The following is a 26,804-nucleotide window of genomic DNA, read 5'->3' as shown; positions in this document are numbered from 1 at the left end:
TCCGAAATGTGACGTCCTCCCTGATCCGGGGCCGGCCCCGGCGCGCCACGGCGCACATATCGGTGCGGGTGGCGCATGCCGTGCTGGGTGCCGTGGTCGGAACCGGGTGGCTGGTGTTGCCGGTGATGACGGCCGGGGCGCAAGATCCGGTTCCCGTCGCGCCCGCCGGCACGGTAGCGAGTGCCGCCGCGCCGCAGCAGGACGAGACGTCCGCCGCCGATCTCGTCCTGCCCCTCGTCGCGGGGGTCGCGGCCCTGGGGCTGGCCGGATACGGCTGTCTGCGCCGCACCCGCCGCGCCCGTACCCGTACGACCCCCGGGATCGTCTCCGTCGCCCCGCCCGCCCCCACCCCGGCCGACTTCGAGCGCCAGGCTCGCGCGGCGCTGGTCCTGGCCGACGACTGCGTACGGACCAGCCGTGAGGAACTCACCTTCGTACAGCGGCAGTTCGGGGAGGCCGAGACCGAACCCTTCGTCCATGCGCTGCGGGCCGCCGAGACCGAGCTGACAGCCGCGTGCGCGATCTGGCGGCGGTACGAGCAGGGGGTGCCGAAGGACGCGGCGGCGCGGCGGCAGGCGCTGGTCGGTGTGGTCGGCCGGTGCGCGGAGGCGGGACGCCGGCTGGACGCGGAGGCCCCCGCGCTGGACGGGCTGCGGGAACTGGCCGGGCCGGGCCTGGCCGGGGCGCTGGAGTCGGCCGAGGGCCGGTTCCGGGAGCTGACGGGGCGCACGGTGACCGCGCAGGACACCCTGGCGGAGCTGCACGAACGGTACGCCGCCTCGGCCGTCGGGCCGGTCACCGGGTATGTCGAACAGGCCAAGGACCGGCTGGTGTTCGCCACCGTCCGGCTCAACGAGGCCCGTCAGGCGGCGGACACGGGAGACGGCGGGCGGGCCGCCGGGCAGCTGCGCGCCGCCGAGGGCGCGGTGGCACAGGCCGAGGTTCTGGTGACCGGGGTGGAGCGGCTCGCGGCGCGGCTGCGGGCGGCGGCGGAGCTGGTGCCGGCCGCGCTGACCGGCGCGGAGGCGGAGCTCGCGGCGGCCCGTGAGGGGGGCGTACGGGAGCCGCTGACCACTGGTGAGCTGCACGCGCGGCTGGCCCACGCGGACGGCGTGCTGGCCGCCGTACGGGAGGAGCGCACGGCGGGCCCGTACGACCCGCTGGACGCCCTGCGCCGGATCGCGCGGGCGGTGGAGCGGCTGGCCACCGGTCACTTGGGCGCACCGGCCGCGGCGGCGCTGCTCGTGGCGCGGGGTTCCGTCGCCGGGGCGGAGGAGTTCGTTGCGGTGCACCGGGGCGCGGTGGGCCCTCAGGCGCGGGTTCTCCTCGCGGAGGCGGCACGGGAGCTGGGCGCGGACCGCGCCGGCCAGGCCGACACCCTCGCCCGCGAGTCCCGGAACCTGGCCGAACGGGACGTACGAGCGCACGGCAATCCGTACCCGGGCGCCGATGGTGGCTCGCCGGGCCTGTCCGGTGCGGTCCTGGGCGGTGTGCTCCTGGCCGAGGACCAGGACGGCGGGCCGGCGGCGAGCTACGGCGGCCCGCAAACAAGGGGACGCCACGGCTTCCTGCCACGGGCGTAGGCAGCGGAAGCACGTCCGCACGGCCGGGCCGCGTCGCTGCGGCCCGGTCAGAAGAGACTCAGCAGGGCCTCCGCCGGGTCGGTGAGGCCGGTTTCGCCGCCGGGCAACGGCAACTCGAACCACACCGTCTTGCCGCGCGGCGTCCTGCGGGAGCCCCACGCCGCGCTCAGCAGTCCGACCAGCTGCAATCCCCGGCCCCCCTCGTCCGTGTCCCGGGCCCGTCGCCGCCGCGGCTGCACCAGCCCGGAGTCCCACACCTCGCAGACCAGTGTGCGGTCCAGCAGCAGCCGCAGCCTGATGTCCCCCTCGCCGTACCGCAGCGCGTTGGTGACCAGCTCGCTGACGAGCAGTTCCGCCGTGTCGACCAACGGCTCCAGATCCCAGCTCACCAGCTGTGCCCGGGCGTACTCCCGCGCCCGCCCCACACTGCGCGGCTCGCGCGGCAGCGTCCAGTCGCCGACGGAGTCGGCCGGCAGCCCCTGCACCCGCGCCATCAGCAGCGCGATGTCGTCCTCGCCGTGGTGGGTGTCGAGGGTGCTCAGGACGTGGTCGCAGACGTCCTCCAGGGGGCGGGAGGGGTCGGTGAGTGCCCCGACGAAGGCCTGCAGCCCCTCGTCCAGGGGGTGGTCGCGGGACTCGACCAGGCCGTCCGTGTAGAGGGCCAGCAGCGCGCCCTCGGGCAGCTCGACCTCGACCTCCTCGAAGGGCTCGCCGCCCACGCCGAGCGGCATGCCGGGCGGCACGTCCAGCATCAGGGCGGCCTCACCGGGCTCGACCAGGACCGGCGGCAGATGGCCGGCGTTGGCGAACGTACAGCGTCTGGTGACGGAGTCGTACACCGCGTACACGCAGGTCGCCAAGTAGACCTCGGAGAGGTCGGCGTCCCTCGGCTGGCGTGCCGTGCGGGTGGCCTGCTGGACGCCTCCGGGGGTGCCGAGTCCCCGGGCGATCTCGTCCAACGCCGAGAGGACCTCGGCCGGTTCGAGGTCCAGCAGGGCCAGGGTCCGTACGGCGGTGCGGAGTTCGCCCATGGCGACCGCCGCCCGCAGGCCCCGCCCCATCACATCGCCCACGACCAACGCCGTGCGGTGCCCCGGCAGTTCGATCACGTCGAACCAGTCGCCGCCCACCTCGGTGGCCGCGTTGCCGGGCAGATAGCGGCAGGCGATGTCCAGCCCGGAGGCCTCGGGGTCGCCCGGCGGCAGCAGCGAGCGCTGCAGTATCAACGCCCGCTCGTGCTCCCGGCGGTACAGGCGCGCGTTGTCGATGCAGACGGCGGCGCGCGCGGCCAGCTCCACCGCCAGTTCCCGGTCACGGTCGCCGAACGGCTCGCTGCCCTTGGTGCGGGCGAACTGGGCGAGGCCGACGACGGTGTCGTGGGCGACCATCGGTACGGCCAGCGTGGACTGCACCAGACCGCCCTCCTCGGCGGGCACCCGCTGCGGCCGGGCCGTGCGCAGGGCGTCCGCGCAGGGAGAGTTGAAGGGGAAGTGGTGGACCGCGCCGACCTCGACGGACTCGCCGGAGCTGGTGAAGGGGACGCCTGCGACGGCGCTCGCGAAGGCGACGCGGCGCAGTTCGGCGCTGCCGTCGGCGAGGCCGGGCGGGGTCTCGTCGCCGGTGAGCAGCCCCTGGTAGAGGTCGACGGTGGCGAGGTCGCAGAAGCCGGGGACGACGACGTCGAGCAGTTCCCTGGCCGTGGTCTCCAGGTCGAGCGAGTTCCCTATGCGGGCGCCGGCCTCGTTGAGGAGGGCGAGGTTGCGCCGGGCCGCGGCGGCCTCACGGGCGGCGGCCCGGCGGGCGGTGATGTCGGTCCCGAGCCAGGCGATGCCGATGGGCCGGCCGCTGCCGCTGTGCACACGGTAGAGGTTGACGGACCAGTGCCGGCGTTCCTCGGAGCCGGGGACGTACCCCGTGACATGCATGTCGGTGATGGACTCACCGGACTGCAGCACCCGGCGCAGCGTGGCCGAAACCCGCTCGGCCTCGCCGCGGGGCAGATAGTCGTGCACGCCCTTGCCCCGGTGGTCGTCGGGTGTCCCGCCGAAGACGGAGGCGAACCGCTCGTTGGCCCGACGGACCCTCAGATCGGTGTCGATCAGCAGGAATCCGAATGGAGACTGACCGAAAATCGCCTGCGAGGCGGCGAGATCGGTCTCGATGCTGCGCAGGGTGCGCACGTCCACGACGATGCAGACGGCGGCCCTGTCGCCCTCGCCGGTCCGGGTGGGCATGACGTAGACCTCGGCGAGGCCGTCCTCGCCGCGCGTGCCGTCCGGCTTGTCCGGCATCCGGAAGGGCACGACCCCGGTCCACTCCCGCCCGTCGAGGATTTCGGCCATCTTGCGCTGGCCGCGCTCGCGCAGGTCGGGGTCGATGAAGGCGTCTATGGGGTCCATGCCGACGGCGCGTGCGGCGGGGATGCCGAAGAGCTGCTCGGCGCGCAGGCTCCACTGCTCGACCAGCCCGCCGGGACCGATGGAGAAGGACGCGACCTTGATGTAGTCGTAGATCGAACCGGGCGGACTGCTCTGCCACATGGCGTCGCCGGGTGCCGCGGCACCCTCCGCGGCCTGGTGCCTCGCGCCGTCCGACGGGTCCTCGGACTCCGTGGCCTTCGCTGGTATCTCGCTCACGCGAACCGTCCCCTCCAGCTCACCGCGTCCGGCACCGGTCACCGGGGGCGGCTGCCCGCAGTATCCAGCACTACGGTGCCGCACAACACGGTGTTCACGATCACAGCTCGGTCCAGATGGTTTTCGGACCGGCCCGTGACAACACTTCCAGTCTTCTAACCAGGGAACACGCCCTCGAATCACGCACCGCAGGACCGGCCGCGCGCCCGGAGCGCACGATGGGCGGACCACCGCCGGCCGCACTCCCCCGTGCCCCCCGGATGCTTCCGGCTCACCCCGGCACCGCCAGTTCGAACCAGACGGTCTTTCCGCTCGCGCCGGGCCGGGTGCCCCAGCGGCGCGAGGAGCCGGCGACCAGTTGCAGCCCGCGCCCGCTCTCGTCCTCGTCGCGGGCGACGCGCTCGCGCGGCGGGTCGGGCAGCGGGTCGGAGACCTCCACCCGCAGGGTGTCGGCCGGTCCGCCGGGGCGCACGAGCCGTACGCCGATGGGGCCGGTGGCATGCCGCAGCGAGTTGGTGACCAGCTCGCTGACCAGCAGGGCGGCGAGGTCGGCGAGGCAGTCGAGGCCCCAGCCGTGCAACTTCCCGCGCACCGCGGCGCGCGCGGTGCGTACGGCGCCCGGTTCCGCGGGAAAGGTCCACTCGGCGCAGTCGCCATCGGTGTCGATCACGCCGATCACTTCCCAGGCCAGCGAGCCCACCCATGTCCGGTTTCATGGGGTTAATGGGCACATACCCGATATCCAGGGGGCAGTACCGTGCGGGAGGGCGCACTGTGGCACGAACGGCGTATCAAGGGGCTCGGTGGAGACCGTCGGTGAGCCGAGGGGCGACTTCGCGAACGGCGGGGACGTCCTGATCCAGCCAGGCCACGTCCCAGACCTCGGACGGGGTGAGCCAGCGCAGCTCGTCATGGTCCTGCAGGGGCCGGGGCGCGGGTGAGCCGGGGAGCAGACGGGCGGTCCACACCTGCAGGACGTACGGCGACCGCAGCGGCCACTGGCCCGGCACGCGCTCGACCGGTTCGGCGTCGATGCCCAGTTCCTCGCGCAGTTCACGCACCAGGGCGTCCTCGGGCCGCTCGCCCGTCTCGACCTTGCCGCCGGGCAGCTCCCAGCGGCCCGCCAGGTCGGCGGGGGCACTGCGGCGCGCGGCGAGCAGCCGCCCGCCGTCGAGCAGGGCCGCTCCCACCACCACGATCCGGTCCGTCATGGGTGTCTTGGGCGTCGTGGGCGTCATGGGGCGGAGCCTACGGGAGGGCGCCGGGCGGTCAGTTCCGGGCGCCGTCCCCGTTCTGGCCGATGCGCTCGACCCAGTAGAGCTGTTTGTGGCCCCGGTCGTCGAGGCTGTCGGCGATCTTCTGCGCCTCGGCGCGGGTCGCGTACCGTCCGACGCGATAGCGATTGCCGTTGTCGTCCTGCCGTATCACGAGCCAGGGCAGCGAGACCGTCCCCTCACTCATGGCCCCCACCGCCCGCGCCGCTCCTTCTCGCACCGCCCCACCACCCGCTTCCCGTCCCGGGCCCCCGCCGAGCCCCGCCTAAGGAAACCGCAATCCGCATATGCCCGAGCGTACGCCCAACCTTTACGCAGCGAACACGCCTTTTCACAAAGAGGTACGCAACCAGCCAGGGGACCGGGGGCGCACGGGAGTGAACGCGCCGTTGTGAGCGCCACTGTCGTGCATCGCGGGCATACCCGAGTGACCCCTGGTCACCTGGGAAAACGGCTGGATTGCAGCGGCCGGTCGGCCCCGGCGGGGGGTGCGCCACCGGGTCATACCGGCGTGGGGGGCGCCCAGGGTGTGCGCTACCTCACTCGCAAAGGCGTGCACGCCGCCCCGGACCCCGGCCGTCACTTCACGGGCAGGTGGTACGCCACCCGGTACCGGTCGGCCGGGATCACCACGTCGGCGGTCTCCACCGGGCGGCCGGAGGCGTAGTACGTGCGCTGGACGACCAGGACCACATGCCCGGGGACGCCGCCGAGGAGGTGCAGTTCCTCGGCGAGGCCGGGGCGGGCGCCGACCTCCTCGGTGACGTTGTCCACGATGACGTCGATGGCGCGCATGCGCTCGACCACCCCCATGCCGCCGAGCGGGCCCTCCTCGGGCAGCATCACGGGGGTACGGCCGGTGACGGCCAGGGGCTCCCAGGAGACGGAGAGCATCATCGGCTCGCCGGCCTCGCGGAACAGGTACTTGGTGCGCATGACCCGGTCGCCGGCCTGGATCGCGAGCCGCTCGGCGATGGCGGCCCCGGCCTCGGCCTGCTCGCTGCTGGACTCCCAGGTGCCGCGCACCGAGGCGTCGGCCTGCTCCTGCCGGAAGGGCGTGGCGCCGCCGGCCGGGCGGTACCCGGAGCGGGCCACCCGGCGGGGCACGGGCCGCTCGCGCACATACGTCCCGGAGCCGGAGCGGCCCTCGACCAGCCCCTCGGCCATCAGCACCTTGCGGGCCTCCAGCGCGACCGTGTCCGAGACGCCGTACTCCTCGCGGATGCGGGCCTGGGAGGGCAGGCGGGTGTGGGGCGGCAGTGAACCGTCGACGATCTTCTTGCGGAGATCACCCGCGACACGCAGGTACGCCGGCTGCTCACCGAAAGTCACTGGCCGCTCCCATCAGGTTGTACAGACAGCAACAGCCTGGCAACCGTGGGTTGTGCCGTGCAAGCAAAGGCCAGAGAATCACTCGATGTGATGACACGGCGGGTGCGAGGGCTTTACCCAGGCACTTTCTCCCCCGTATGGGTGCGCTCACACCTGGAGGGAGCGGGGGCGGGTGCGGACACCGGTACCGTGCTCCCGGGGAGAGCGGCGGCAGTGAAACGGGGGCGGAATGCAGGCGGCAACCCTGGCCGGGGGCCGGGTGGGCGGCGGGGTCGTCCGGGCGGTGAACGGGCTCACCGCGCGGTGGGCGGCGAGCACACGCAACGGCACGGTCTTCTCCGCGCCCGGCGTCTGGCCCCTGCTGGCCTTCCTGGCCGACGGCGCGACGGGGCCGGCGCGGACGGAGCTGAGCGAGGCCCTCGGCCTGCCGGCGGATCAGGCGGCTGGCGCGGCACGGGAATTGACGGGGGCCCTGGGGGCGGTGTCCGGTCTGGACGCGGCGCTCGGTCTGTGGACGCACCACGCGCTCGCCCTGCGCGAGGAGTGGCGCGCCGGACTGCCCGCCGGGACGTACGGGGTGTTCGGGGACGACCTCGTCACCGCGCAGGAACGGCTGGACGCCTGGGCGGCCGAGCGGACCGGAGGACTGGTCGAGCGCATGCCGGTGACGCTGACCCGGGAGGCAGGGCTGGTGCTGGCCTGCGCGCTCGCGCTGCGCACGACCTGGCGGCAGCCCTTCACCGAGCTGCCGCTCAGGCCGGACGCCGGCCCCTGGCAGGGGCGGGCGCTGCGCGGGCTGCACCGGCGGAGCGTACGGCCGGACCGGGTGGGCGTGACAGGCACGCCGGACGGCTTCGTCACCGCGCTGACGGTGCCGGGTGACAACGGCATCGACGTCCATCTGCTGCTCGGCGAGGAGCACATGACGCCGGGGCAGGTGCTCACGGCCGGCGTGGGGATCGTGGAGCGGGCGCTGCCGCTGACCGGGGGTGGCTCGCTGCCGCACGGGCACGTGGGGCCGGGCCTGTACGTGGAGCAGCAGCCGGCCGCCGAGCCGGGGCCGCCGGTGCTGGACGTGCGGACGGTGGTGTACGAGGTGCGCGCCGACCACGATCTGCTCGCCCTGCCGGACCTGTTCGGCCTGACGTCGGCGTCGGACACCCGAGTCGGCCACTTCCCCGGGCTGAGCCCCTCCCCGCTTGCTGTCGCGGAGGCCCGCCAGTCGGCCGTGGCCCAGTTCGGCGCGCTCGGCTTCCGGGCGGCGGCGGTGACGGCGGTCGCCGAGGTGTACGGCAGCACGCCGCCGCAGCAGCGCTACGAGTCCACGGTCGTCCGGGCCGTCTACGACCGGCCGTTCGGCTTCCTCGCCGTCGACCGTGAGTCGCGGCTGGTGCTGGCGGCGGGCTGGGTGACGGATCCGGCGCCGGAACCCGTCGTCAGCTTCCCGGGCGCTGCTCCTCCAGCACTCTGACGCAGCGTGCGAGCAGCCCGGTCAGGGCGTCCCGCTCCGCGTCGGTGAACTCGGCGGCGAGGGCACGCTCGACGCGTACGGCGGACGCGTCGGCGTCGGCGAGTACGGCGCGGCCCTCGTCCGTCAGGCGGGTCTCCAGGACGTTCTTGTGCCACTCGTGCGGGCTGCGGGTGATCAGATCGCGGTCCTGGAGGTTCTTCAGGACCGTGTTCATGGTCGGCGGGGTGACCCCGCACAGCCGGGACAGGGCCGCCGCGGAGATGCCGGGGTTGGCGGAGAGGTGGAGCAGCGCGGCGTACTGGGCGACGGTCAGGCCCGCGGGCTTCAGGACCGCCGTCTTGGTCGCGTTGAGGGCCTGCTCGGCCCGCTTGAGATGGGAGCCGAGGCGCTCGGACGCGGGCATGGAGGTCACCCGGCCACATTAATGCCTGGGTGGTGATTAATACCCTGGCAATGATTAGAGTACTAATGTAGGTTCGCAATCGTCCTACAGTGAGCAGCCGAACCGAGAGGCACTGTCGTGTCCCGTTCGATCCACCGCCGTACCTTCCTGACCGGCGCCGCCGCGGCGACCGTGGCCGTCGCCGCGCCCACCGCGAGCGCGGGCACCGGCCCGCGCATCTCCACCGCCTTCACCCTCCCCGACGAGCGCGCCTACCCCGAGGGCATCGCCCTCGACCCGCGAACGGGCGACGCGTACGTCGGCTCCTTCACGACCGGCGCGATCTACCGCGCCGCCGCCGGGAGCCGTACCGCCGAGGTCTTCCTGCCGGCGGGCGCCGACGGCCGGACCACCGCCAACGGCCTGAAGGCCGACCGGGCGGGCCGGCTGTGGGTCACCGACCACACCACCGGAATCGACGTCTACGACCTCTACGACCGCTCCCTGCTGGCCCGCTTCGAGATACCCGGGGGCGACCCGCGCTTCCTGAACGACCTCGTGATCACCGCGGACGGCACGGCCTACGCCACCGACAGCGTGCGTCCGGTGATCTACCGCGTCACCCCGGCCGACCTGGCCCGCGCCCGCGGCGGCCGGACGCCGCTGACCGCGCACTACGACCTCAGCGGCGCCGTACCCGCGCATTCGCCGGACGCCTACACCCTCAACGGCATCGTCGCCGACCCCGCCGGACGCCTGCTGTTCGCCGTCGACATGACCGGCGGTGGCCTGTACCGGGTCGGCGTGACCGACGGATCGGTGCACCAAGTCGCCTTGCAGGGCGGCGACTTGAAGCACGGCGACGGTCTGGAGCTGGCCCACGGCACCCTGTGGGCCGCCCACAACGCGACCAACACCCTCACCCGCTGGCGCCTCTCCCCCGACGGCACCAGGGCCCGCCTGACCCGCACCCTGACCACCCCCGACCTGCAGACCCCCACCACCCTGGCCCGCGACCACCACGGCCTCCTCGTCGTCCGCTCCCAGTTCGACAAGGGCGGACCGATGGGCCCGGGAACGCCTCGGACGCCGTTCACGGTGGCGCGGGTGACGGGGATGTGATCTCGTGGCCGGGGCCTCACCGAGTCGCTACGGTTGAGCCATGACCGAACTGCCCGACTGGATGCGCCCGCCGCGCGACGAAGGCTGGTTCGCGGAGGACCTGGACCGCCTCCCCGAGGCGCCCCGCCACACCGAGCTGATCGATGGGGCCCTCGTCTTCATGATGTCGCCGCAGAGGTGGTGGCACGGCCACCTCGTCACCATGCTCACCGTCGCTCTCATGGAGCAGGCGCCCGCCGGTGTCCAGGTCGGCCGCGAGATGACCATCAAGCTCGACGAGCGCAACCGCCCGGAGCCGGACCTGCTGGTGACAACCGCGCCCTACGAGCCGGACCGCACCTGGTACGCGCCGGAAGAAGTTCAGCTGGTCATCGAGGTCGTCTCCCCCGAGTCCGCGCACCGCGACCGCACGGTCAAGCTGCGCAAGTACGCGCAGGCCGGCATCCCCCACTACTGGTGCATCGAGGAGGAGAACGGCGCTCCCGTCGTCCACGTCTACGAGCTGGACGAACCGACCGGGGCCTATGCGCCCGCCGGTATCTTCCGGGGCACCCTGACGCGTCCGGTGCCGTTCGAGATGAGCCTGGACCTCGACAAGCTCCTCCCGTCACGGGACACCTGAAGGAGCCCGCGGGGCGGTCACCGCCCCGCGTGTCCGCGTCGCTCGTACACCGTCACCCGCCGTCCACGGACCTGCTCGTCCGCCACCACGGTGAAGTACTTCTCCAGCACGGAGAGCTTCACGCTGTCCCGCTGTGCCGTCACCGGCCTCGCCACCCCCGTGGCATCCGTGACCAGCAGGATCCGCCTCTCGGCCAGCATCGCCGTGCGGATCCGGGCCGGACTGGCCTCCTCACCCTTCAGCGTCCCGGACGCCACGGGGTCCTCCCCCAGCGCGATGTCCCGCAGGCCGGTGAAGGCGTCGGGGGACACCAGCGCGGTGTCGCGTCGGGCCGCCGGTACGAAGAGCGTCGCGTCCCCGGTCTGCTTCAGGCGCCGCACGTCGGCCGCCGCTGCCAGGACGTCGTCCACGCGGCTCGACGGGGACCGCTTGGCCAGCGACTGCGGGAGCAGCGCCACGAACGCCACGACGACCGCCACTGGGACGAGCCACCGGGACGCCCTCGGGAAGCGTGGTGCGGCCGCCCGTACCGCCGCGCCCAGGGCCGCACCGATCAACAGCGCCAGACCCAGCAGGCTGAACAGCACGTACCTGTCCACGAACAGGGGCTTGACCAGGGAGATGCCGATCAGGGCGAGTTGCGGCACCGCGAGCAGGGGCAGTCCGACGGCCGCCACCGACGGTCGCCCTGTCTTCGGCCGGTCCAGCAGGGCTCCGAGGCCGCCGATGGCCAGGAGGACCGCTGGGCCGATCAGCATGTGCCAGGTCAGCGGCGGAATCCACGCAATCTGGTCGGACTGGCTGCGGCTGAAGAGAATCAACGGCAGATCGCCCGCCACGGCGACCACCGCGGCGGCCGTCCAGCGCACCCACACGCCGCGCCCGCACCGGGTCCACAGAAGAGTCCCGGCGTGCGCCGGCAGGATCAGCAACGACAGCCAGTTCAGCAGCCCGCAGGTGAGGACCGTCCCGGCGTACGCCACCCAGCCGATCGCCCCGCCGCGCCCTTCCAGCAGGGTCACCAGCAGCAGCGTCGAGATCCCTGCCCCGGCCGCCACCAGCGCGTACGGGCGGCCCTCCTGGAGATAGAACTGCGCGGAGGGAAGCAACCCGAGCGCCAGCCCTGCTCCCAGGCCCGCCCATGCCCCGGCGAGCCGGTGGCCCAGGGCGGCCACACAGGCCGCCGCCACCGCCATCGCCAGCACGGAGGGCAGCCGCAGGGTGGTGGTGCCGGGTCCGAACCAGGCGAAGAGTGCGTGCATCAGCAGGTAGTAGAGCCCGTGTACGGCGTCGACGTGCCCCAGCATGTGCCAGATGTCGCCCGTGGACCGTCGGGCCACCTGCCAGGTCGCGGCCTCGTCCCGCCACACGCTGTGCTGCCGGGACAGCCCCCACAGGCCGAAGCCGAGGGTCCACAGCATCGCGATCGGCCAGACGGGAAGAGCACGCCGGGCAACGGACAGGGCAGATGTCATGGGGGATCCAGGTCTTACGGGTGGCGGCGGACGGAATGCAGAAGAGAGCGCACCCGCCAAGGAGTGGCGGCCGTCAACAGGACACCGAGCGACAGGGAGACGGCGGCGGTGCCCCAGCCGACGGGGTCCGCGGCAGGGGCAGCCGTCCAGTCCCACCAGGCGCCGTCGCTCAGCCAGATGAGCGGGAAGACCGAGGCGACCGGCAACACCCACGCCAGATTCCAGCCGATCACCCGGGCGGACACCCGGGCGAGACCGAACCAGATCAGCATCGAGCGAACGAAGGAGACTCCGGTGTGCGCCCCTGCGGCCAGCCCCTGGACGGCGAACGAGCACAGGCTTGCGACGACGGTGAGGGCCAGCACGTAGGCACCGAGCAGCCGGAAGTAGCGTGGCCCGGCGGCACGCTCGTACGCATGCATGCTGCTGGTGCCGGCCGCCGCCAGAAAGACGCCCGACAGCAGGGGCAGATCACGCCTGAACGGGATACCGGTGGCGGCTCCGCCGTCCAGCGAGGGCAGGGGTATCTCGAAACCGCCCAGGAAGGCCGAGAGCAGCGCCACCAGGACGACCCCGGCCAGGATCGGCCAGAGGCGGTGAAGGCGCGCGAAGCGGAGGAGCGCGGTGACCTGCATCAGGGGCTGCAACCACTCGTGCGGAGAACGGTGAACTGCTGGGCGGTCCACTTCCGTTGGGCGGATTCGGGCATGCGGACAGCAGCGGCGGCATCGGCCTGCGCCTGCGAGACACCGCTCATGGACAGACCCGCGTCGGCGACACCGGGGTCTTCCGCCATCGCCCTGTATTCGAGCCACAGGGTGACCCGGTCCTTGGCCAGCTGCCAGGCGTCGCGCCGCTCAGCAGGCGGTCGGCACTTCGGGAACGAGGTGTAGAAGACGCTGTTCGACATGGCGATGGCCGCGGTGCGCACATGCCCTTCCGTCACATCGAATCCGCCGTCACCCATCGACGTGGGCATCAGCCCGTACTCACTCATCCGGCGCGGCATCTTGATCCACGGCTGCGGAATGCGCGACACATGGCCGGCCATGCTCACGAGGTCGGCGAGGTACTTGCGGTGCTCGGGCCACACACAGACCTGGGAGGGGACTCCGGCGACCTTCCCGCAGAGCGGCCGAACGGCCGTGGCGGGCCGCTCGGCCCGAACCTCACCGGCCGCCGGGACGGCGACCAGGGCGAAGGCCGCACCGGCCGCGGGGACGACGACGGAGAGGCGCTGGACGACGGAGGGGGGCCACCGCGGAAGACGGCCGGTGGCCGCGTGCGGCCGGGGAAGCGTCACCGCGAGGACCGTCAGTGCGGCAGCGAACGCGAAGTGCACGGCGATGGGCTGCAGACGCAGCATCTGGTCCGGCGTACCGGACAGGACGAACAGGCCGAGGTTCTGACCGACACCCATCATGACGACGAAGCCGCCCAGGGCGCAGACCACCGGCGTGAACGCGGGGGACGGCGACCAGCGGCCGGCCAGGTGGCCGGCGGCGGCAAAGAGGATCAGTGTGTTGGCGCCCATCAGGATGTAGGAGGGCCACAGGAAGCCAGGGCCCGCGTCGGGCAGCGACACCGCGGCGGCGACCAGGCAGCCGACGGCGTAGGCGGTGAAGCCGAGGGTGAGCGTGGCTGCCAGCCGTGCGCTCTCGATCTGCCACCCCGGGCGCGCGGCCGCCAGCAGCGACTCCGGCATCTGCGCGCGGGAAGCCCGTCCGGCCTGCCAGGCGGCGATCGCGGCCAGGACCGGCCCCAGGAAGAGGGTCACCATCTGCGCGGCCGCGCTGGCCTCGGGCCATACGCCCACCCAGTACCGGGTGCGTCCGAAGAGCACCGCCAGGTCGACGGCGATGAGCACGGGCAGAGCGGTGAGCACCGGGGAGCGGCGCAACTCCATACGGAAAATGCTCAGCATGCTACGTCCGCTTCACTGTCTCGATTCCCCAGCCTGGTCATGTATCCGCGCTCCAGAGGACTGTCCCCGGGGGCGGCCGGATCGGCTTCGTCGGCCAGTTGCGCCGGTGTGCCGCGGTAGATCGCCTTGCCGTCCTGCAGTACGACGACGGTGTCGCAGGCGGCACTGACGTCTTCGACCAGGTGTGTGCTCAGTACGACGGCGGCGCCCTGTCCCGACAGATCGCGGATCAGGCTGCGGAATTCCAGTCGCTGCGCGGGGTCGAGACCCACCGTCGGCTCGTCGAGCAGGATGAGTTTCGGCGAACCCACGATCGCGCCGGCGATGCCCGCCCTGCGCAGCATGCCCCCGGACAGGGACTTCATCTTGTGCCGGGCCCGGTCCGTGAGGCCGACCGCGCTCAGGGCGAGATCCGTGGCCCGGCCCGCGTCCTTCTCTGGCACCTCGCGCAACCAGGCGCAGTAACGCACGAAGTCACCGACGGAAAAGGCGGGGTAATAACCGAAGTCCTGCGGCAGATAGCCGATGTCGCGCCGCGCGGTGCGGGCTTCCTTCTCTCCGGTGATACGGGCACCGAAAAGCTCAAGAGACCCCGAGAGCGGAGGTGTCACTGCGCTGAGGGTACGGAACAGGGTCGTCTTGCCCGCGCCGTTCGGCCCCAACAGGCCTGTGATGCCGGGCATGACGGTCAGATCGAGTTCCTCGATGACCAGTCTGTCTCCGTACCCTTGTGAAAGGGCAGTCAGCGTTGCGATAGCCCTGTCAGGCATCAAGTTCTCCAAACGCCTTGTGGGGCAGGACGAATCCTGCCCCACAAGTTGAGACGGGCGACGACTAGACAGTGACGCGCGTCTTGTTGATCTTGAAGGTGCACTCGTAGGAGCTTATCTTGCCGACGTAGCCCCACTTGGCGTGGGCGAACTTCTGCTCGTCCAGCTCGTTGTTGCAGTCGTACGTCACGAGATACGTGTCGGCCGGAGCGTACGCGTGGTCGCAGTAGGCGTGGCCGGAGGTGTGGTACCAGTACCCACGGCATCCGTACGTCCAGTGGCTCTCCGCGGAGGCGCTCGCCGACGGGCCGGCCATCGAGAAGGCTGCCGTGGCCAGAGCCGCTACGACCGCCGCCTTCCCGATGGTCTTCGTCAGGCTCCCCTTTGCGATCCCCGTCTTCATTTTTCCCCTCATGGTCAGACACACACGCCCGTCCCGCTGCCGGGACAGGCACAAACATCGAGACCTTAGGGACCCCCCACCCGACGAGCAAGATCATTTTCAGCCGTAGAGATACCGCCAGTTGGCTGAATCTCGCCCCTGCCGGTCCCGCCCCGGACCGGGTCGCGATCCGGCATCGGTCCGGACACCGTTCAAGATCCGCCCAATGACTCGGTCAGCGCCTGGACGCTTGTCGTCGCCCACTCGCATACGGCGAGCCGCTCCTCTTCGCGGCGCGTTGAAGACCCGGCACGACGCAAGCTGGAACTCCTCAAGGCAACCGAGCGCCAGCAACGAGCGCTCCTGAGGTGCCGACGGTATGGGACGCCGACCGCAAACCCCTGCAGTACGAATCCCGGCCGTGCAACTGCCAAAAGTACGTAGGTCCGGAGCCACTGAGCACGGTGTTCGCACCAGAGATCACCGACCTCCGCTGAGAGCGGCTCTCCGGGCGCACCACGGCAGAGAACAGCACCACGGCAAAGAAGGGTCCGACTCCAACGAGCCGGACCCTTCTTGTCTTCCTCTGGAGTACGCCTACACGTTGAAGCGGAACTCCACCACGTCCCCGTCCTGCATCACATACTCCTTGCCCTCCATCCGGGCCTTGCCCTTGGCGCGGGCGTCGGCGACCGAGCCTGCTTCGACGAGGTCCTCGAAGGAGATGACCTCGGCCTTGATGAAGCCCTTCTGGAAGTCGGTGTGGATCACGCCGGCCGCCTCGGGGGCCGTGGCGCCCTTCTTGATCGTCCAGGCGCGGGACTCCTTGGGGCCGGCCGTCAGGTAGGTCTGCAGGCCGAGGGTGTTGAAGCCGACGCGGGCCAGGGTGGCGAGGCCGGGCTCGTGCTGGCCGACGGACTCCAGCAGCTCCAGGGCCTCCTCCTCGTCCAGCTCGGCGAGGTCCGCCTCCAGCTTGGCGTTGAGGAAGATCGCCTCGGCGGGGGCGACGAGGGCGCGCTGCTCGTTCTTGAACTCCTCGTCGACCAGTTCGTCCTCGTCGACGTTGAAGACGTAGAGGAAGGGCTTGGTGGTGAGCAGGTGCAGGTCGTGGAGGAGCTCGTTGCGCTCGGTGCCCTGCACGATGCCGTGCGCGAAGAGCGTGTCGCCCTTCTCCAGGATCTCCTTGGCCTCCTCGACCGCCTTGACCTTGGGGGCGACGTCCTTCTTGATCCGCGACTCCTTCTGGAGACGCGGAAGGACCTTCTCGATCGTCTGGAGGTCGGCGAGGATCAGCTCGGTGTTGATCGTCTCGATGTCGTCCTTCGGCGAGACCTTGCCGTCGACATGGACGACGTTCTCGTCCTTGAAGGCGCGGATGACCTGGCAGATCGCGTCCGACTCGCGGATGTTCGCGAGGAACTTGTTGCCGAGGCCCTCGCCCTCGGAGGCGCCGCGCACGATGCCCGCGATGTCGACGAAGTCGACCGTGGCCGGGAGGATGCGCTCGGAGGAGAAGATCGAGGCCAGTTTGGCCAGGCGGGCGTCGGGGACGCCGACCACGCCGACGTTCGGCTCGATCGTGGCGAACGGGTAGTTGGCCGCCAGCACGTCGTTCTTGGTCAGGGCATTGAACAGGGTCGACTTGCCGACATTGGGCAGGCCGACGATTCCGATCGTGAGCGACACGTTGCGACTTCCCGTAGATGAGTGGGCCAGGGGGCTGTCAGGGGCCAGAGACCGACACTGGCCGATCCCCCAGTTTACGGGTTCCGCGCCCACCGGCTCGCGGGAGCTTCGAACGTCCGGCCGAGCACTTCCCACCGGCGTGTCGGATGGGTGATTCGGCACATAAACAGACCTAAGTTGGTCCAGTGGAGCAACGCAGAACGCGACCCCCGAACGACGGAGCGCGACGCGGCTCGCGGAAGCCCGCGCACCTGCCCCCGCAGGCCCGGCGCAGGCCCGGCGGGGGCAGGCCCGGCCCGGGGGCGCGGCGGCCGGGGCGGCAGCGCACCACCCGGCCGGCGTCGCCGGGTCCGCTGCTTCCCGGTCCCCGGCTCACCGGGCTCGGCAGCGGACTGTTCTGTGCCGTGCTGATGTTCCTGCTCGGCTGCCTGGACTCGCTGCTGTTCGGCGGGGCCCTCACGGTGTACGGCGTGCTGTTCCTGCCGGTGTGCGTCCTGACCGCGCTGTGGGTGCGGGCCGGGGACGTACTGACCGCTCCGGTGGTCGTACCGATCGCGTTCGCCGTGGGGCTGCTGCCCGTCGCCGACGGCAGCGGGGGGCTGCTCGGCCGGCTGATGGGGCTGTTCACCGGGCTCGCCACCCAGGCCGGCTGGCTCTACGGCGGGACGCTCGTCGCCGGAGTGATCGTGCTGGTACGCCGGGTGCGGTGGGTGCGGTGGCGTAGGCGCCGGACGATCTGAGCGGCGGGCACCGGCTCTCCCACCGGATCCGGCGGCCCGCGGGCCGCTGGGGGCTACGCGTGCTGGGCCGCTCGCATCGCCGCTCCCACGATGCCCGCGTTGTTCTGCAGCTGGGCCGGGACGATCTCGGCTCTGATGCCCTCGATGAAGTGCAGGAACTTGTCGGCCTTGCGGCTGACCCCGCCGCCGATGATGAACAGCTCCGGCGAGAACAGCATCTCGACGTGTGCCAGGTACTTCCGGACGCGGCGCGCCCACTGCTCCCAGCTCAGGCCGTGGTCGTCCTTGGCCTTGCTGGAGGCCTTCTTCTCCGCGTCGTGGCCGTTCAGCTCCAGGTGGCCCAGCTCCGTGTTCGGGACGAGGATGCCGTCCGCGAAGACGGCGCTGCCGATGCCGGTGCCGAAGGTGAGCAGGACGACCGTGCCCTTGCGGTCGCGGCCGGCGCCGAACTGCATCTCGGCGACGCCCGCCGCGTCCGCGTCGTTGACGACGGTCACCGGCAGGCCGCCCAGTCTGCTGCTGAACAGGGCGCGCGCGTCGGTGTCGATCCAGCTTGTGTCGACGTTGGCCGCCGTACGGACCGTGGCACCGCCGGTGACCACTCCGGGGAAGGTCAGGCCGACCGGGCCGGTCCAGCCGAAGTGGTCGACGACCTGCTTTACCCCGTCGGCCACGCCGTCGGGCGTCGCCGGGTGCGGGGTGAGCACCTTGCAGCGCTCCTGGGCCAGGTCGCCCCTGTCCAGGTCCACGGGGGCGCCCTTGATCCCGGAGCCGCCGATGTCCACACCGAAGATCTGCATGGCTCCACGTTACGACGGACGACTGACAGTCACGCCCCAGGAGTGCCGGCGCTCACCTTCCAGGACCGACGGTCACGCCTCAGGAATGCCGGCGCTCACGCCTCGGGAGTGCCGGACCCGCCGCGCTCGGCGACCAGGGCGGCCGCCTCCTCGCGCAGGTCGCGGCGGAGTTCCTTGGGCAGCGAGAAGGTGATGGACTCCTCGGCGGCCTTGATGATCTCCACGTCGCCGTAACCGCGCTCGGCGAGCCACTCCAGGACCTGCTCGACCAGCACCTCGGGGACGGAGGCGCCGGAGGTGACACCGACGGTGGTGACGCCCTCCAGCCAGGCCTCGTCGATCTCGTCGGCGAAGTCCACCAGGTAGGCCTCGCGGGCACCGGCGAGCTTGGCGACCTCGACCAGCCGCTTGGAGTTGGAGGAGTTGCGCGAGCCGACCACGATGACCAGCTCGGCCTCGGCACCCATCTGCTTCACGGCGAGCTGACGGTTCTGCGTGGCGTAGCAGATGTCGTCGCTGGGCGGGGAGACCAGGCCCGGGAACTTCGTCTTCAGGGCGTCGACGGTCTCCATGGTCTCGTCCACGGAGAGGGTGGTCTGGGACAGCCACACGACCTTGGACGGGTCGCGGACCTCGACCTTGGCGACGTCCCCGGGGCCGTCGACGAGCTGGATGTGCTCGGGGGCCTCGCCGGAGGTGCCGATGACCTCCTCGTGGCCCTCGTGGCCGATCAGGAGGATGTCGTAGTCCTCCTTGGCGTAGCGGACGGCTTCCTTGTGGACCTTGGTGACCAGGGGGCAGGTGGCGTCGATGGTGGCGAGGCGGCCCTGCTCGGCCTCCTCATGCACGACCGGGGCGACGCCGTGCGCCGAGAACATGACGATGTTGCCCGGTGGCACTTCCTCCGTCCGCTCGACGAAGACGGCGCCCTTCTTCTCCAGGGTCTGCACGACGTACTTGTTGTGGACGATCTCGTGCCGGACGTAGATCGGGGCCCCGTACTGTTCGAGGGCCTTCTCGACGGCGATCACGGCGCGGTCCACACCGGCGCAGTAGCCCCGGGGGGCGGCGAGCAGGACACGGCGGCCAGACGAAGCGGTCATGCGACCCATCGTAAGGGTGCGTTCGGCGGCGCTTCGGCAGGGCTGCGCGCTGGACCGGCCGCGGCTGCGGCGCGCATGCGGGTGCGGCGACTGCGGCTGTGCTGCCACAGCGGCTGCCTGCGGACGGCGCTCCGCTGTCAGCCCCGGCCGATACGCTCGACCGCATGGCTGTGAACACGACCCCTGAGGCTCCCCTGCCGGTAGGCGAGGTCTCCCGGCTGATCGGGGGCTGGATCGACCGGCTCGGTGCGGTGTGGGTCGAGGGGCAGATCACGCAGTTGTCGCGGCGGCCCGGCGCCGGGGTCGTGTTCCTGACGCTGCGCGACCCGTCGTACGACATCTCCGTGAGCGTGACCTGCTACCGGCAGGTGTTCGACACCGTCGCGGACGTCGTCGGCGAGGGCGCCCGTGTCGTCGTACTCGCCAAGCCCGAGTGGTACGCCCCGCGCGGCCAGCTCTCCCTGCGTGCCGCCGAGATCAGACCCGTCGGCGTCGGCGAGCTGCTGGCCCGGCTGGAGCGGCTGAAGAAGGCGCTCGCGGCCGAGGGCTTGTTCGCGCCGGAGCGCAAGAAGCCGCTGCCGTTCCTGCCGCAGCTGATCGGGCTGGTCTGCGGCCGTGCCTCCGCCGCGGAGCGGGACGTGCTGGAGAATGCACGGCACCGCTGGCCCGCCGTCCGTTTCGAGGTGCGCAATGTCCCGGTGCAGGGCGTGCACGCCGTTCCGCAGGTCGTGCAGGCGGTGAAGGAGCTGGACGCGATCGAGGACGTGGACGTGATCGTCGTCGCGCGCGGCGGCGGCAGCGTGGAGGACCTGCTGCCGTTCTCCGACGAGCAGCTGGTGCGGGCCGTGGCCGAGTGCCGTACGCCCGTCGTCTCCGCCATCGGGCACGAGCCCGACAACCCGCTGCTGGACTTCGTCGCCGATCTGCGTGCCTCCACCCCGACCGATGCGGCCAAGAAGGTCGTACCGGACGTGGGCGAGGAGTTCGAGCGGGTGCGGATGCTGCGGGACCGGGCCCGGCGGTGCATGAACGCGTTTCTGGAGCGGGAGGAGCACGGTCTGGCCCACGCGCTGGCCCGTCCCTCGATGGAGGATCCGCACCGGATGATCGACGAGCGCGCCGGCCAGGTGGCCTCCCTGGTCGAGCGGAGCCGGCGGACCCTCGGCCATCTCCTGGACCGCGCGGACTCGGAGCTGACGCACACGCACGCGCGCGTGGTGGCCCTCTCCCCCGCGGCCACGCTCAAGCGCGGCTATGCGGTCCTGCAGAGGTCCGACGGGCACGTGGTGCGCGGCCCCGACGAGGTGACGGAGGGCGAGGCGCTGCGTGCGCGCGTCGCCGACGGTGAATTCACGGTGAAGGTGGGCGAATGACCAGCAAGGTGGACGAGGCGCTGTCGTACGAGCAGGCGCGGGACGAGTTGATCGAGGTCGTGCGGCGCCTGGAGGCGGGCGGTACGGCTCTGGAGGAGTCCCTGGCTCTGTGGGAGCGCGGCGAGGAGCTGGCGAAGGTGTGCCGGCGCTGGCTGGAGGGTGCGCGGGCCCGGCTGGACGCGGCGCTCGCCGAGGAGCAAGAGGGGGAGGCAGCGGGGCAGGGAGCGGAGACCGAGTAGGCGCGTTCGAGGGGAGGGTCGCTGCATGGAGGCCGTGAGGCGGGTCACCACACCCCTGTCATTGTTGAAGGTTGAACTTCACTGGCGTAGGGTCGGTGTCATCAGCCGATCCGGACCACGGTCCGGTACGTCGGCACAAGACGCACCCCTAGGAAAAGCACCATGTCTCTCGTTCTTGACCCCGCCGCCCAGGACCTACTGTTCCGCGAGGCCCGCACCGCGAACACCTTCACCGACGAACCGGTGACCGACGAGCAGGTCCAGGCGATCTACGACCTGGTCAAGTACGGCCCCACCGCCTTCAACCAGAGCCCGCTGCGCATCACCCTGGTCCGCTCCCCCGAGGCCCGTGAGCGCCTGGTGACGCACATGGCCGAGGGCAACCAGCCGAAGACGGCCGCCGCCCCGCTGGTCGCGATCCTCTCCGCGGACAACGAGTTCCACGAGGAGCTGCCGGCCCTCTTCCCGCACTTCCCGCAGGCCAAGGACGTGTTCTTCAGCGAGCGTCCGGTCCGTGAGAGCGCCGCCGCGCTGAACGCCGCGCTGCAGGCCGCCTACTTCCTGATCGGCGTCCGCGCCGCGGGCCTCGCCGCCGGCCCGATGACCGGCCTCGACTTCGAGGGCGTCCGCAAGGAGTTCCTCGACGACGACCACACCCCGCTGATGGTGGTCAACATCGGCAGGCCGGGCCCGGACGCCTGGTTCCCGCGCTCGCCGCGCCTGGCGTACGACGACGTCGTCACGACCGTCTGAGACGCCCGCACGACGCCCCGAACGGCCCCGCACGACCCCGTGCGGCGCCCGCACGGCCCCCTCACGCACGAGGCCCCCGGTAACACCGCCGGGGGCCTCGTGCGCATGTCAGGTGTGGCTCACTGCATCTTCAGTGCCGCGGCCACCTTCGTCAGCTCCGGGAAGGACGCCGTGCCGGCCACCACCGTCGTGGATCCGGGCGTGCCGGTCAGGACGAGGGCGTCGTAGCGGCCGCCGGTGTAGCGGGTCCAGGTCCGGCCGCCGATCGTCTCGGTCTGCTTCGTCGCCGACGCGCCCTGACTGGCCTCGTCGATGAACTCGGACGCCTTCTGCGTGGACTGCTCGATCTGGACGTACTGACCGTCCGGGGTCTGGTAGCCGAGGTGCCAGCGGTCGGAGTTCTCGCCCTGGAAGCGTACGGAGGTCGCTTTCCAGGTGCTCGGCAGGCCCTCGGGGGCGGCCACGGGGTAGCTCGCCGCGCGACGGGCCGTGAGCAGCTCGACCCGGTAGTCGACCCGCTTGAGGTCGGGAGCGTGATCGTCGTGCGGGATGGCGAGGAAATAGACGACCAACGCCGCGATGCCGATCAGGACCAGGGAGAGAACCATGTCCCGGGCCGTCTTCTGCTTACCGTTCGAACCTGCCACGCCCTCTATCGTCGCAGGTGCCCCATCCGCTCATCCGTGGGGCCCCCTGCTCATTTTGTCTGTCCGGCGATAGAGTCAGGGTCCAATACCCTCATCCGGCCGTCGTCGTATCAGAAAGGTGCGCTCCGATGACCGAAAATCATCACCTGCCGTCCGAGCTCGATGTTCCCTCCGAGGCTCCCGACCGCAACCTCGCCCTGGAACTCGTCCGGGTGACCGAAGCCGCTGCGATGGCCGCGGGCCGCTGGGTGGGGCGCGGCGACAAGAACGGCGCCGACGGTGCTGCGGTGCGCGCCATGCGCACCCTCGTCTCCACCGTCTCGATGAACGGCGTCGTCGTCATCGGCGAGGGCGAGAAGGACGAGGCCCCGATGCTCTTCAACGGGGAGCACGTGGGCGACGGTACCGGTCCCGAGGTCGACATCGCGGTCGACCCGATCGACGGCACCACGCTGACGGCCAAGGGCATGCCGAACGCGATCGCCGTCCTCGCCGCCGCCGAGCGGGGCGCCATGTTCGACCCGTCCGCGGTGTTCTACATGGACAAGCTGGTCACCGGCCCGGAGGCGGCGGACTTCGTCGACATCAACGCGCCCGTCGGCGTGAACATCCGCCGTATCGCCAAGGCCAAGCGGTCCTCGCCGGAGGACGTCACCGTCGTCATCCTGGACCGGCCGCGGCACGAGGGTCTGATCAGGGAGGTCCGGGAGGCCGGCGCGCGCATCAAGCTGATCTCCGACGGCGATGTCGCCGGCTCGGTGTACGCACTGCGCGAAGGCACGGGCGTCGACCTGCTGCTCGGTATCGGCGGTACGCCCGAGGGCATCATCTCGGCCTGCGCGGTGAAGTGCCTGGGCGGCACCATCCAGGGCAAGCTGTGGCCCAAGGACGACGAGGAGCGGGCGCGCGCCATCGAGGCCGGGCACGACCTGGACCGCGTGCTGACGACCGACGACCTGGTGTCGGGCGAGAACGTGTTCTTCGTCGCGACCGGTATCACCGACGGTGAGCTGCTGCGGGGTGTTCAGTACCGGTCGGAGACCGCGCTCACCGAGTCGATCGTGATGCGGTCGAAGTCCGGGACGGTGCGGAGGATCTATTCCGAGCACCGGCTGAGCAAGCTGCGGGCGTACAGCGCGATTGACTTCGACCGGGCGAAGTAGTTCCGGGGCGAGTGCGCCCATTCGGAGGGGGCGCGGGGAGCGTGGGCGGCTGCGGGTGATCCGTGGCTGCTCGCGCCGACGCGGCGAAGCCGCATCATCACACACAGCCCCGCGCCCCTTGAGGCAGGGACACGCCCTCTGTGCGGAGAGGGCGGCCCTTCTCCACTCATCCGGCTATGCGGTTGGCGGTCGTCGCTCGGGTCGCCTTCTTCAGTTCCATCTCCCGCCTGCGGCGCCTCGCGAGGACCACCCGGCGTTCGGCTGCCGTGAGGCCGCCCCAGACGCCGTACGGTTCGGGCTGGAGGAGGGCGTGTTCGCGGCACTCGACCATCACCGGGCAGCGCGCACAGACGCGCTTGGCCGCCTCCTCGCGGGAGAGCCGGGCGGCGGTCGGCTCCTTCGACGGGGCGAAGAACAGGCCGGCCTCGTCGCGCTGGCACACCGCCTCGGTGTGCCAGGGAGCGTCTTGGTCCCTGTCTCGCGCTGGCACCCGCTGGGCCGGAACGGCAGCGACCTGCAGGGACGAATGCGGCGGTTGCAGCACGGTCTACTCCTGACGACGGCTTCGCGAGCGAGAGACGATGCAGCAAGGCCTACCCGCTGTGCGCGCGCCTATGCACAGCGTTCCCAACAGCAGGCGCACGGCGGCTCGTTCGCGCCCCCACCGCGAGGGCGCAGGAGGGCCGGACCCTTCCGATCACCGGCGGATTCGCGACTGTCAATGGCCCAGGTGTCTGCGCAGCTTCCGGTCGACCTTGTCCTGGACGCGATCCAGCTTCCGGTCGATCTTGTCGTGTACCCGGTCCAGGATGTCCGCCACACGCTTGCCACGCTTGGGCCGCGCCTCGACATTGCCGAGCACCGCCCAGCCGTCGACGTAGACGACCGGCGCTTCGGAGTCGACCGAGTCCAGCGTGTCCACCTCGAAGTTGCCGAGGACGCCGCCTCCGGTGCCGCGCAGCGACACGTTCTCCGGGACACGGATCTGGACGTCACCGAAGACCGAGACAGCCTTGATCACGACCTGCTGGTACTCGAAGATCGCCTCACTGAGGTCGATCTCGACGCTGCCGAAGACCGAGTACGCGTGGATCCGGCGGCCGGCGCGCCAGCGGCCCCGGCGCACCGCGCTGCTGAAGACGGCGACCACGTTGGCGTCGGCCTCGTGCGGGATCGCGTCCGGGGCCGGGCGGGGCGGGACCGGCGTGCAGGCGGAGGCGGACGGCTGCTGGTGGGCGGCCGGCAGGTCCCGTATGAAGGCCTCCAGCTCGCCCACGGTCTTGGCGGCGAGGACGCCCTCGACCCGCTCGGCGTGCTCGTCAGGGGTCAGCCGCCCCTCGGCCAGGGCCTCACGGAGGATCTCGGCGATGCGATCACGGTCGGCGTCCGAGGCACGCAGTTCGGCGACAGGTGCTTCGGTGTGCTTCTGAAGGTCCACGACAGCAGCGTACCGAAACGCGATAGATCGCGACTAGAGGTGGGGAAAACCCCGGGCGTGTCGAACTGAGCCTCACCTCACAGGTTCGCTGTCGGCGGCAGGTTCTACGCTGGTGAAGCCCGCCAGCGTCGGCGGGCAGCCGTCTGCCGAGTGAGGAATGGGCTGAGATGCCTGAGTTCGCGTACACCGATCTGCTCCCCCAGGGAGAGGACACCACCCCCTACCGGCTGGTGACGTCCGAGGGCGTCTCCACCGTCGAGGGCCCGGACGGGCGGACGTTCCTCAAGGTGGAGCCGGAGGCGCTGCGCAAGCTGGCCGAGGAGGCCATCCACGACATCCAGCACTACCTTCGCCCCGCCCACCTCGCCCAGCTGCGCCGCATCATCGACGACCCCGAGGCGTCCGGCAACGACAAGTTCGTCGCGCTCGACCTGCTGAAGAACGCGAACATCGCGGCGGCCGGCGTGCTCCCCATGTGCCAGGACACCGGCACGGCGATCGTCATGGGCAAGCGGGGCCAGAACGTACTGACGGAAGGCCGCGACGAGGAGGCGCTGAGCCGCGGCATCTACGACGCCTACACCAGGCTGAACCTGCGCTACTCCCAGATGGCCCCGCTCACCATGTGGGAGGAGAAGAACACCGGCTCCAACCTGCCGGCCCAGATCGAGCTGTACGCCACCGACGGCGGCGCCTACAAGTTCCTGTTCATGGCGAAGGGCGGCGGCAGCGCCAACAAGTCCTTCCTCTACCAGGAGACCAAGGCCGTCCTGAACGAGGCCTCCATGATGAAGTTCCTGGAGGAGAAGATCCGTTCGCTCGGTACGGCCGCCTGCCCGCCGTACCACCTGGCGATCGTCGTCGGCGGCACGAGCGCCGAGTACGCGCTGAAGACCGCGAAGTACGCCTCCGCGCACTACCTGGACGAGATCCCCGCCGAGGGCTCGGAGCTCGGCCACGGCTTCCGCGACAAGGACCTGGAGCAGAAGGTCTTCGAGCTGACCCAGAAGATCGGTATCGGCGCGCAGTTCGGCGGCAAGTACTTCTGCCACGACGTCCGTGTCGTCCGCCTGCCCCGGCACGGCGCCTCCTGCCCGGTCGCCATCGCCGTCTCCTGCTCGGCCGACCGCCAGGCCGTCGCGAAGATCACCGCCGAGGGCGTCTTCCTGGAGCAGCTGGAGACCGACCCCGCGCGGTTCCTCCCGGACACCACGGACGAGCACCTCGACGAGTCCTCGGACGTCGTCAGGATCGACCTCAACCAGCCGATGGACACGATCCTCGCCGAGCTGACGAAGTACCCCGTCAAGACCCGCCTCTCGCTGACCGGCCCGCTCGTCGTGGCCCGTGACATCGCGCACGCCAAGATCAAGGAGCGGCTGGACGCGGGCGAGGAGATGCCGCAGTACCTGAAGGACCACCCGGTGTACTACGCGGGCCCGGCGAAGACCCCCGAGGGGTACGCCTCCGGTTCCTTCGGCCCGACGACGGCCGGCCGTATGGACTCCTACGTCGAGCAGTTCCAGGCGGCGGGCGGCTCCAAGGTGATGCTGGCGAAGGGCAACCGCTCGAAGCAGGTCACGGACGCGTGCAACGCCCACGGCGGCTTCTACCTCGGCTCCATCGGCGGCCCGGCCGCGCGCCTCGCCCAGGACTGCATCAAGAAGGTCGAGGTGCTGGAGTACGAGGAGCTGGGCATGGAGGCCGTCTGGAAGATCGAGGTCGAGGACTTCCCGGCGTTCATCGTCGTGGACGACAAGGGCAACGACTTCTTCCAGGATCCCGCGCCCGCGCCGACGTTCACCTCCATCCCCGTGCGGGGCCCCGGGCTCGCGTAAAGGTACGGCGACACCCGGGCGGCCCAGGGCACGGAACATTCGGGCCGCCCG

Annotated in this window: 27 protein-coding genes; 10 read left to right on the top strand and 17 right to left on the bottom strand. The window is 71.2% G+C overall.

Annotation, left to right across the window (positions count from 1 at the left end):
• Window positions 1–8: 8 nt before the first annotated feature.
• On the top strand, window positions 9–1,583 hold the full coding sequence (locus ACIGXP_RS05255) for a hypothetical protein (RefSeq protein ID WP_399764194.1): 1,575 nt from the start codon (window positions 9–11) through the stop codon (window positions 1,581–1,583).
• 47 nt (window positions 1,584–1,630) lie between these two features.
• On the opposite strand, the gene ACIGXP_RS05250 is transcribed toward ACIGXP_RS05255, so the two are convergent.
• From ACIGXP_RS05250 to ACIGXP_RS05230, 5 genes are all read right to left on the bottom strand, one after another.
• A complete protein-coding gene (locus ACIGXP_RS05250) occupies window positions 1,631–4,219 on the bottom strand; it encodes a SpoIIE family protein phosphatase (protein ID WP_399764191.1) in 2,589 nt (862 codons plus the stop codon).
• Window positions 4,220–4,490: 271 nt separating this feature from the next.
• Complete coding sequence (locus tag ACIGXP_RS05245) at window positions 4,491–4,919, bottom strand: ATP-binding protein (protein ID WP_363217367.1); 429 nt, start codon at window positions 4,917–4,919, stop codon at window positions 4,491–4,493.
• Between the two features lie 91 nt (window positions 4,920–5,010).
• Window positions 5,011–5,430, bottom strand: coding sequence for a (deoxy)nucleoside triphosphate pyrophosphohydrolase (locus tag ACIGXP_RS05240; RefSeq protein WP_399764851.1), 420 nt, complete (start codon window positions 5,428–5,430; stop codon window positions 5,011–5,013).
• A gap of 58 nt (window positions 5,431–5,488) precedes the next feature.
• Complete coding sequence (locus tag ACIGXP_RS05235; RefSeq protein ID WP_208899008.1) at window positions 5,489–5,680, bottom strand: SPOR domain-containing protein; 192 nt, start codon at window positions 5,678–5,680, stop codon at window positions 5,489–5,491.
• 392 nt (window positions 5,681–6,072) lie between these two features.
• The gene (locus tag ACIGXP_RS05230; protein WP_363217366.1) at window positions 6,073–6,825 is read right to left on the bottom strand and encodes a GntR family transcriptional regulator; all 753 of its coding nucleotides are present in this window, start codon (window positions 6,823–6,825) and stop codon (window positions 6,073–6,075) included.
• A gap of 229 nt (window positions 6,826–7,054) precedes the next feature.
• On the opposite strand from ACIGXP_RS05230, the gene ACIGXP_RS05225 reads away from it, so the two are divergent.
• Entirely contained in the window at window positions 7,055–8,296 is a 1,242-nt protein-coding gene (locus ACIGXP_RS05225) for a serpin family protein (RefSeq protein WP_399764185.1), read from the top strand.
• Here ACIGXP_RS05225 and ACIGXP_RS05220 read toward each other — a convergent pair.
• Window positions 8,262–8,699, bottom strand: coding sequence for a MarR family transcriptional regulator (locus ACIGXP_RS05220; protein ID WP_363217385.1), 438 nt, complete (start codon window positions 8,697–8,699; stop codon window positions 8,262–8,264). The genes ACIGXP_RS05225 and ACIGXP_RS05220 overlap by 35 nt on opposite strands.
• Before the next feature lie 117 nt (window positions 8,700–8,816).
• Between ACIGXP_RS05220 and ACIGXP_RS05215 the strand changes: the two genes are divergently transcribed.
• Both ACIGXP_RS05215 and ACIGXP_RS05210 read left to right on the top strand, forming a co-directional pair.
• Window positions 8,817–9,800 (top strand): SMP-30/gluconolactonase/LRE family protein, encoded by a 984-nt coding sequence (locus ACIGXP_RS05215; RefSeq protein ID WP_399764183.1) that lies wholly within the window; start codon window positions 8,817–8,819, stop codon window positions 9,798–9,800.
• A gap of 40 nt (window positions 9,801–9,840) precedes the next feature.
• Window positions 9,841–10,422 carry a Uma2 family endonuclease gene (locus ACIGXP_RS05210; RefSeq protein ID WP_399764180.1) on the top strand — a complete coding sequence of 194 codons (582 nt, stop codon included), beginning with the start codon at window positions 9,841–9,843 and terminating at the stop codon, window positions 10,420–10,422.
• Between the two features lie 17 nt (window positions 10,423–10,439).
• Here the strand turns inward: ACIGXP_RS05210 and ACIGXP_RS05205 are convergent, their stop codons facing one another.
• From ACIGXP_RS05205 to ychF, 6 genes are all read right to left on the bottom strand, one after another.
• The gene (locus ACIGXP_RS05205; RefSeq protein ID WP_399764177.1) at window positions 10,440–11,897 is read right to left on the bottom strand and encodes a hypothetical protein; all 1,458 of its coding nucleotides are present in this window, start codon (window positions 11,895–11,897) and stop codon (window positions 10,440–10,442) included.
• Between the two features lie 14 nt (window positions 11,898–11,911).
• A complete protein-coding gene (locus tag ACIGXP_RS05200) occupies window positions 11,912–12,532 on the bottom strand; it encodes a hypothetical protein (RefSeq protein WP_399764174.1) in 621 nt (206 codons plus the stop codon).
• Window positions 12,532–13,821, bottom strand: a complete 1,290-nt coding sequence (locus tag ACIGXP_RS05195) for an ABC transporter permease (RefSeq protein WP_399764172.1) — start codon at window positions 13,819–13,821, stop codon at window positions 12,532–12,534. Before ACIGXP_RS05195 ends, ACIGXP_RS05200 begins: the two co-directional genes overlap by 1 nt.
• Window positions 13,815–14,603: an ATP-binding cassette domain-containing protein gene (locus ACIGXP_RS05190; protein ID WP_399764169.1), complete on the bottom strand. Its 789-nt coding sequence runs from the start codon at window positions 14,601–14,603 to the stop codon at window positions 13,815–13,817. Before ACIGXP_RS05190 ends, ACIGXP_RS05195 begins: the two co-directional genes overlap by 7 nt.
• Window positions 14,604–14,655: 52 nt before the next feature.
• On the bottom strand, window positions 14,656–14,994 hold the full coding sequence (locus ACIGXP_RS05185) for a hypothetical protein (RefSeq protein WP_363217358.1): 339 nt from the start codon (window positions 14,992–14,994) through the stop codon (window positions 14,656–14,658).
• A 576-nt stretch (window positions 14,995–15,570) separates the two neighbouring features.
• The gene (gene ychF, locus ACIGXP_RS05180) at window positions 15,571–16,659 is read right to left on the bottom strand and encodes a redox-regulated ATPase YchF (RefSeq protein ID WP_399764166.1); all 1,089 of its coding nucleotides are present in this window, start codon (window positions 16,657–16,659) and stop codon (window positions 15,571–15,573) included.
• Window positions 16,660–16,844: 185 nt separating this feature from the next.
• On the opposite strand from ychF, the gene ACIGXP_RS05175 reads away from it, so the two are divergent.
• Window positions 16,845–17,399, top strand: coding sequence for a DUF6542 domain-containing protein (locus ACIGXP_RS05175; RefSeq protein WP_363217356.1), 555 nt, complete (start codon window positions 16,845–16,847; stop codon window positions 17,397–17,399).
• A gap of 53 nt (window positions 17,400–17,452) precedes the next feature.
• Here ACIGXP_RS05175 and ppgK read toward each other — a convergent pair whose 3' ends face one another.
• Both ppgK and ACIGXP_RS05165 read right to left on the bottom strand, forming a co-directional pair.
• On the bottom strand, window positions 17,453–18,199 hold the full coding sequence (ppgK, locus tag ACIGXP_RS05170) for a polyphosphate--glucose phosphotransferase (RefSeq protein ID WP_399764161.1): 747 nt from the start codon (window positions 18,197–18,199) through the stop codon (window positions 17,453–17,455).
• 95 nt (window positions 18,200–18,294) lie between these two features.
• Window positions 18,295–19,302 (bottom strand): 4-hydroxy-3-methylbut-2-enyl diphosphate reductase, encoded by a 1,008-nt coding sequence (locus tag ACIGXP_RS05165; RefSeq protein WP_363217354.1) that lies wholly within the window; start codon window positions 19,300–19,302, stop codon window positions 18,295–18,297.
• Window positions 19,303–19,466: 164 nt separating this feature from the next.
• On the opposite strand from ACIGXP_RS05165, the gene xseA reads away from it, so the two are divergent.
• The 3 genes from xseA (at window position 19,467) to ACIGXP_RS05150 (ending at window position 21,667) form a co-directional block, all read left to right on the top strand.
• On the top strand, window positions 19,467–20,675 hold the full coding sequence (xseA, locus tag ACIGXP_RS05160; RefSeq protein ID WP_363217353.1) for an exodeoxyribonuclease VII large subunit: 1,209 nt from the start codon (window positions 19,467–19,469) through the stop codon (window positions 20,673–20,675).
• Window positions 20,672–20,914, top strand: coding sequence for an exodeoxyribonuclease VII small subunit (locus tag ACIGXP_RS05155; protein WP_399764157.1), 243 nt, complete (start codon window positions 20,672–20,674; stop codon window positions 20,912–20,914). The genes xseA and ACIGXP_RS05155 overlap by 4 nt, the downstream gene beginning before the upstream one ends.
• 162 nt (window positions 20,915–21,076) lie before the next feature.
• A complete protein-coding gene (locus tag ACIGXP_RS05150; protein WP_363217351.1) occupies window positions 21,077–21,667 on the top strand; it encodes a malonic semialdehyde reductase in 591 nt (196 codons plus the stop codon).
• A gap of 119 nt (window positions 21,668–21,786) precedes the next feature.
• Here ACIGXP_RS05150 and ACIGXP_RS05145 read toward each other — a convergent pair whose 3' ends face one another.
• Entirely contained in the window at window positions 21,787–22,314 is a 528-nt protein-coding gene (locus ACIGXP_RS05145; protein ID WP_363217350.1) for a DUF4245 domain-containing protein, read from the bottom strand.
• 128 nt (window positions 22,315–22,442) lie between these two features.
• Here ACIGXP_RS05145 and glpX point away from each other — a divergent pair, with 128 nt between their 5' ends.
• Window positions 22,443–23,477, top strand: a complete 1,035-nt coding sequence (gene glpX / locus ACIGXP_RS05140; protein WP_363217349.1) for a class II fructose-bisphosphatase — start codon at window positions 22,443–22,445, stop codon at window positions 23,475–23,477.
• Between the two features lie 166 nt (window positions 23,478–23,643).
• On the opposite strand, the gene ACIGXP_RS05135 is transcribed toward glpX, so the two are convergent.
• Both ACIGXP_RS05135 and ACIGXP_RS05130 read right to left on the bottom strand, forming a co-directional pair.
• On the bottom strand, window positions 23,644–24,021 hold the full coding sequence (locus ACIGXP_RS05135; RefSeq protein ID WP_363217348.1) for a WhiB family transcriptional regulator: 378 nt from the start codon (window positions 24,019–24,021) through the stop codon (window positions 23,644–23,646).
• A gap of 174 nt (window positions 24,022–24,195) precedes the next feature.
• A complete protein-coding gene (locus ACIGXP_RS05130; protein ID WP_399764151.1) occupies window positions 24,196–24,915 on the bottom strand; it encodes a DUF1707 domain-containing protein in 720 nt (239 codons plus the stop codon).
• Window positions 24,916–25,082: 167 nt separating this feature from the next.
• Between ACIGXP_RS05130 and ACIGXP_RS05125 the strand changes: the two genes are divergently transcribed.
• Window positions 25,083–26,753 (top strand): fumarate hydratase, encoded by a 1,671-nt coding sequence (locus ACIGXP_RS05125; protein WP_399764148.1) that lies wholly within the window; start codon window positions 25,083–25,085, stop codon window positions 26,751–26,753.
• Window positions 26,754–26,804: the final 51 nt, after the last annotated feature.

The organism is Streptomyces sp. NPDC053069 (genome assembly GCF_044546895.1).
Lineage (GTDB): Bacteria > Actinomycetota > Actinomycetes > Streptomycetales > Streptomycetaceae > Streptomyces.
This window is presented reverse-complemented; position numbering and strand designations above follow the sequence as displayed.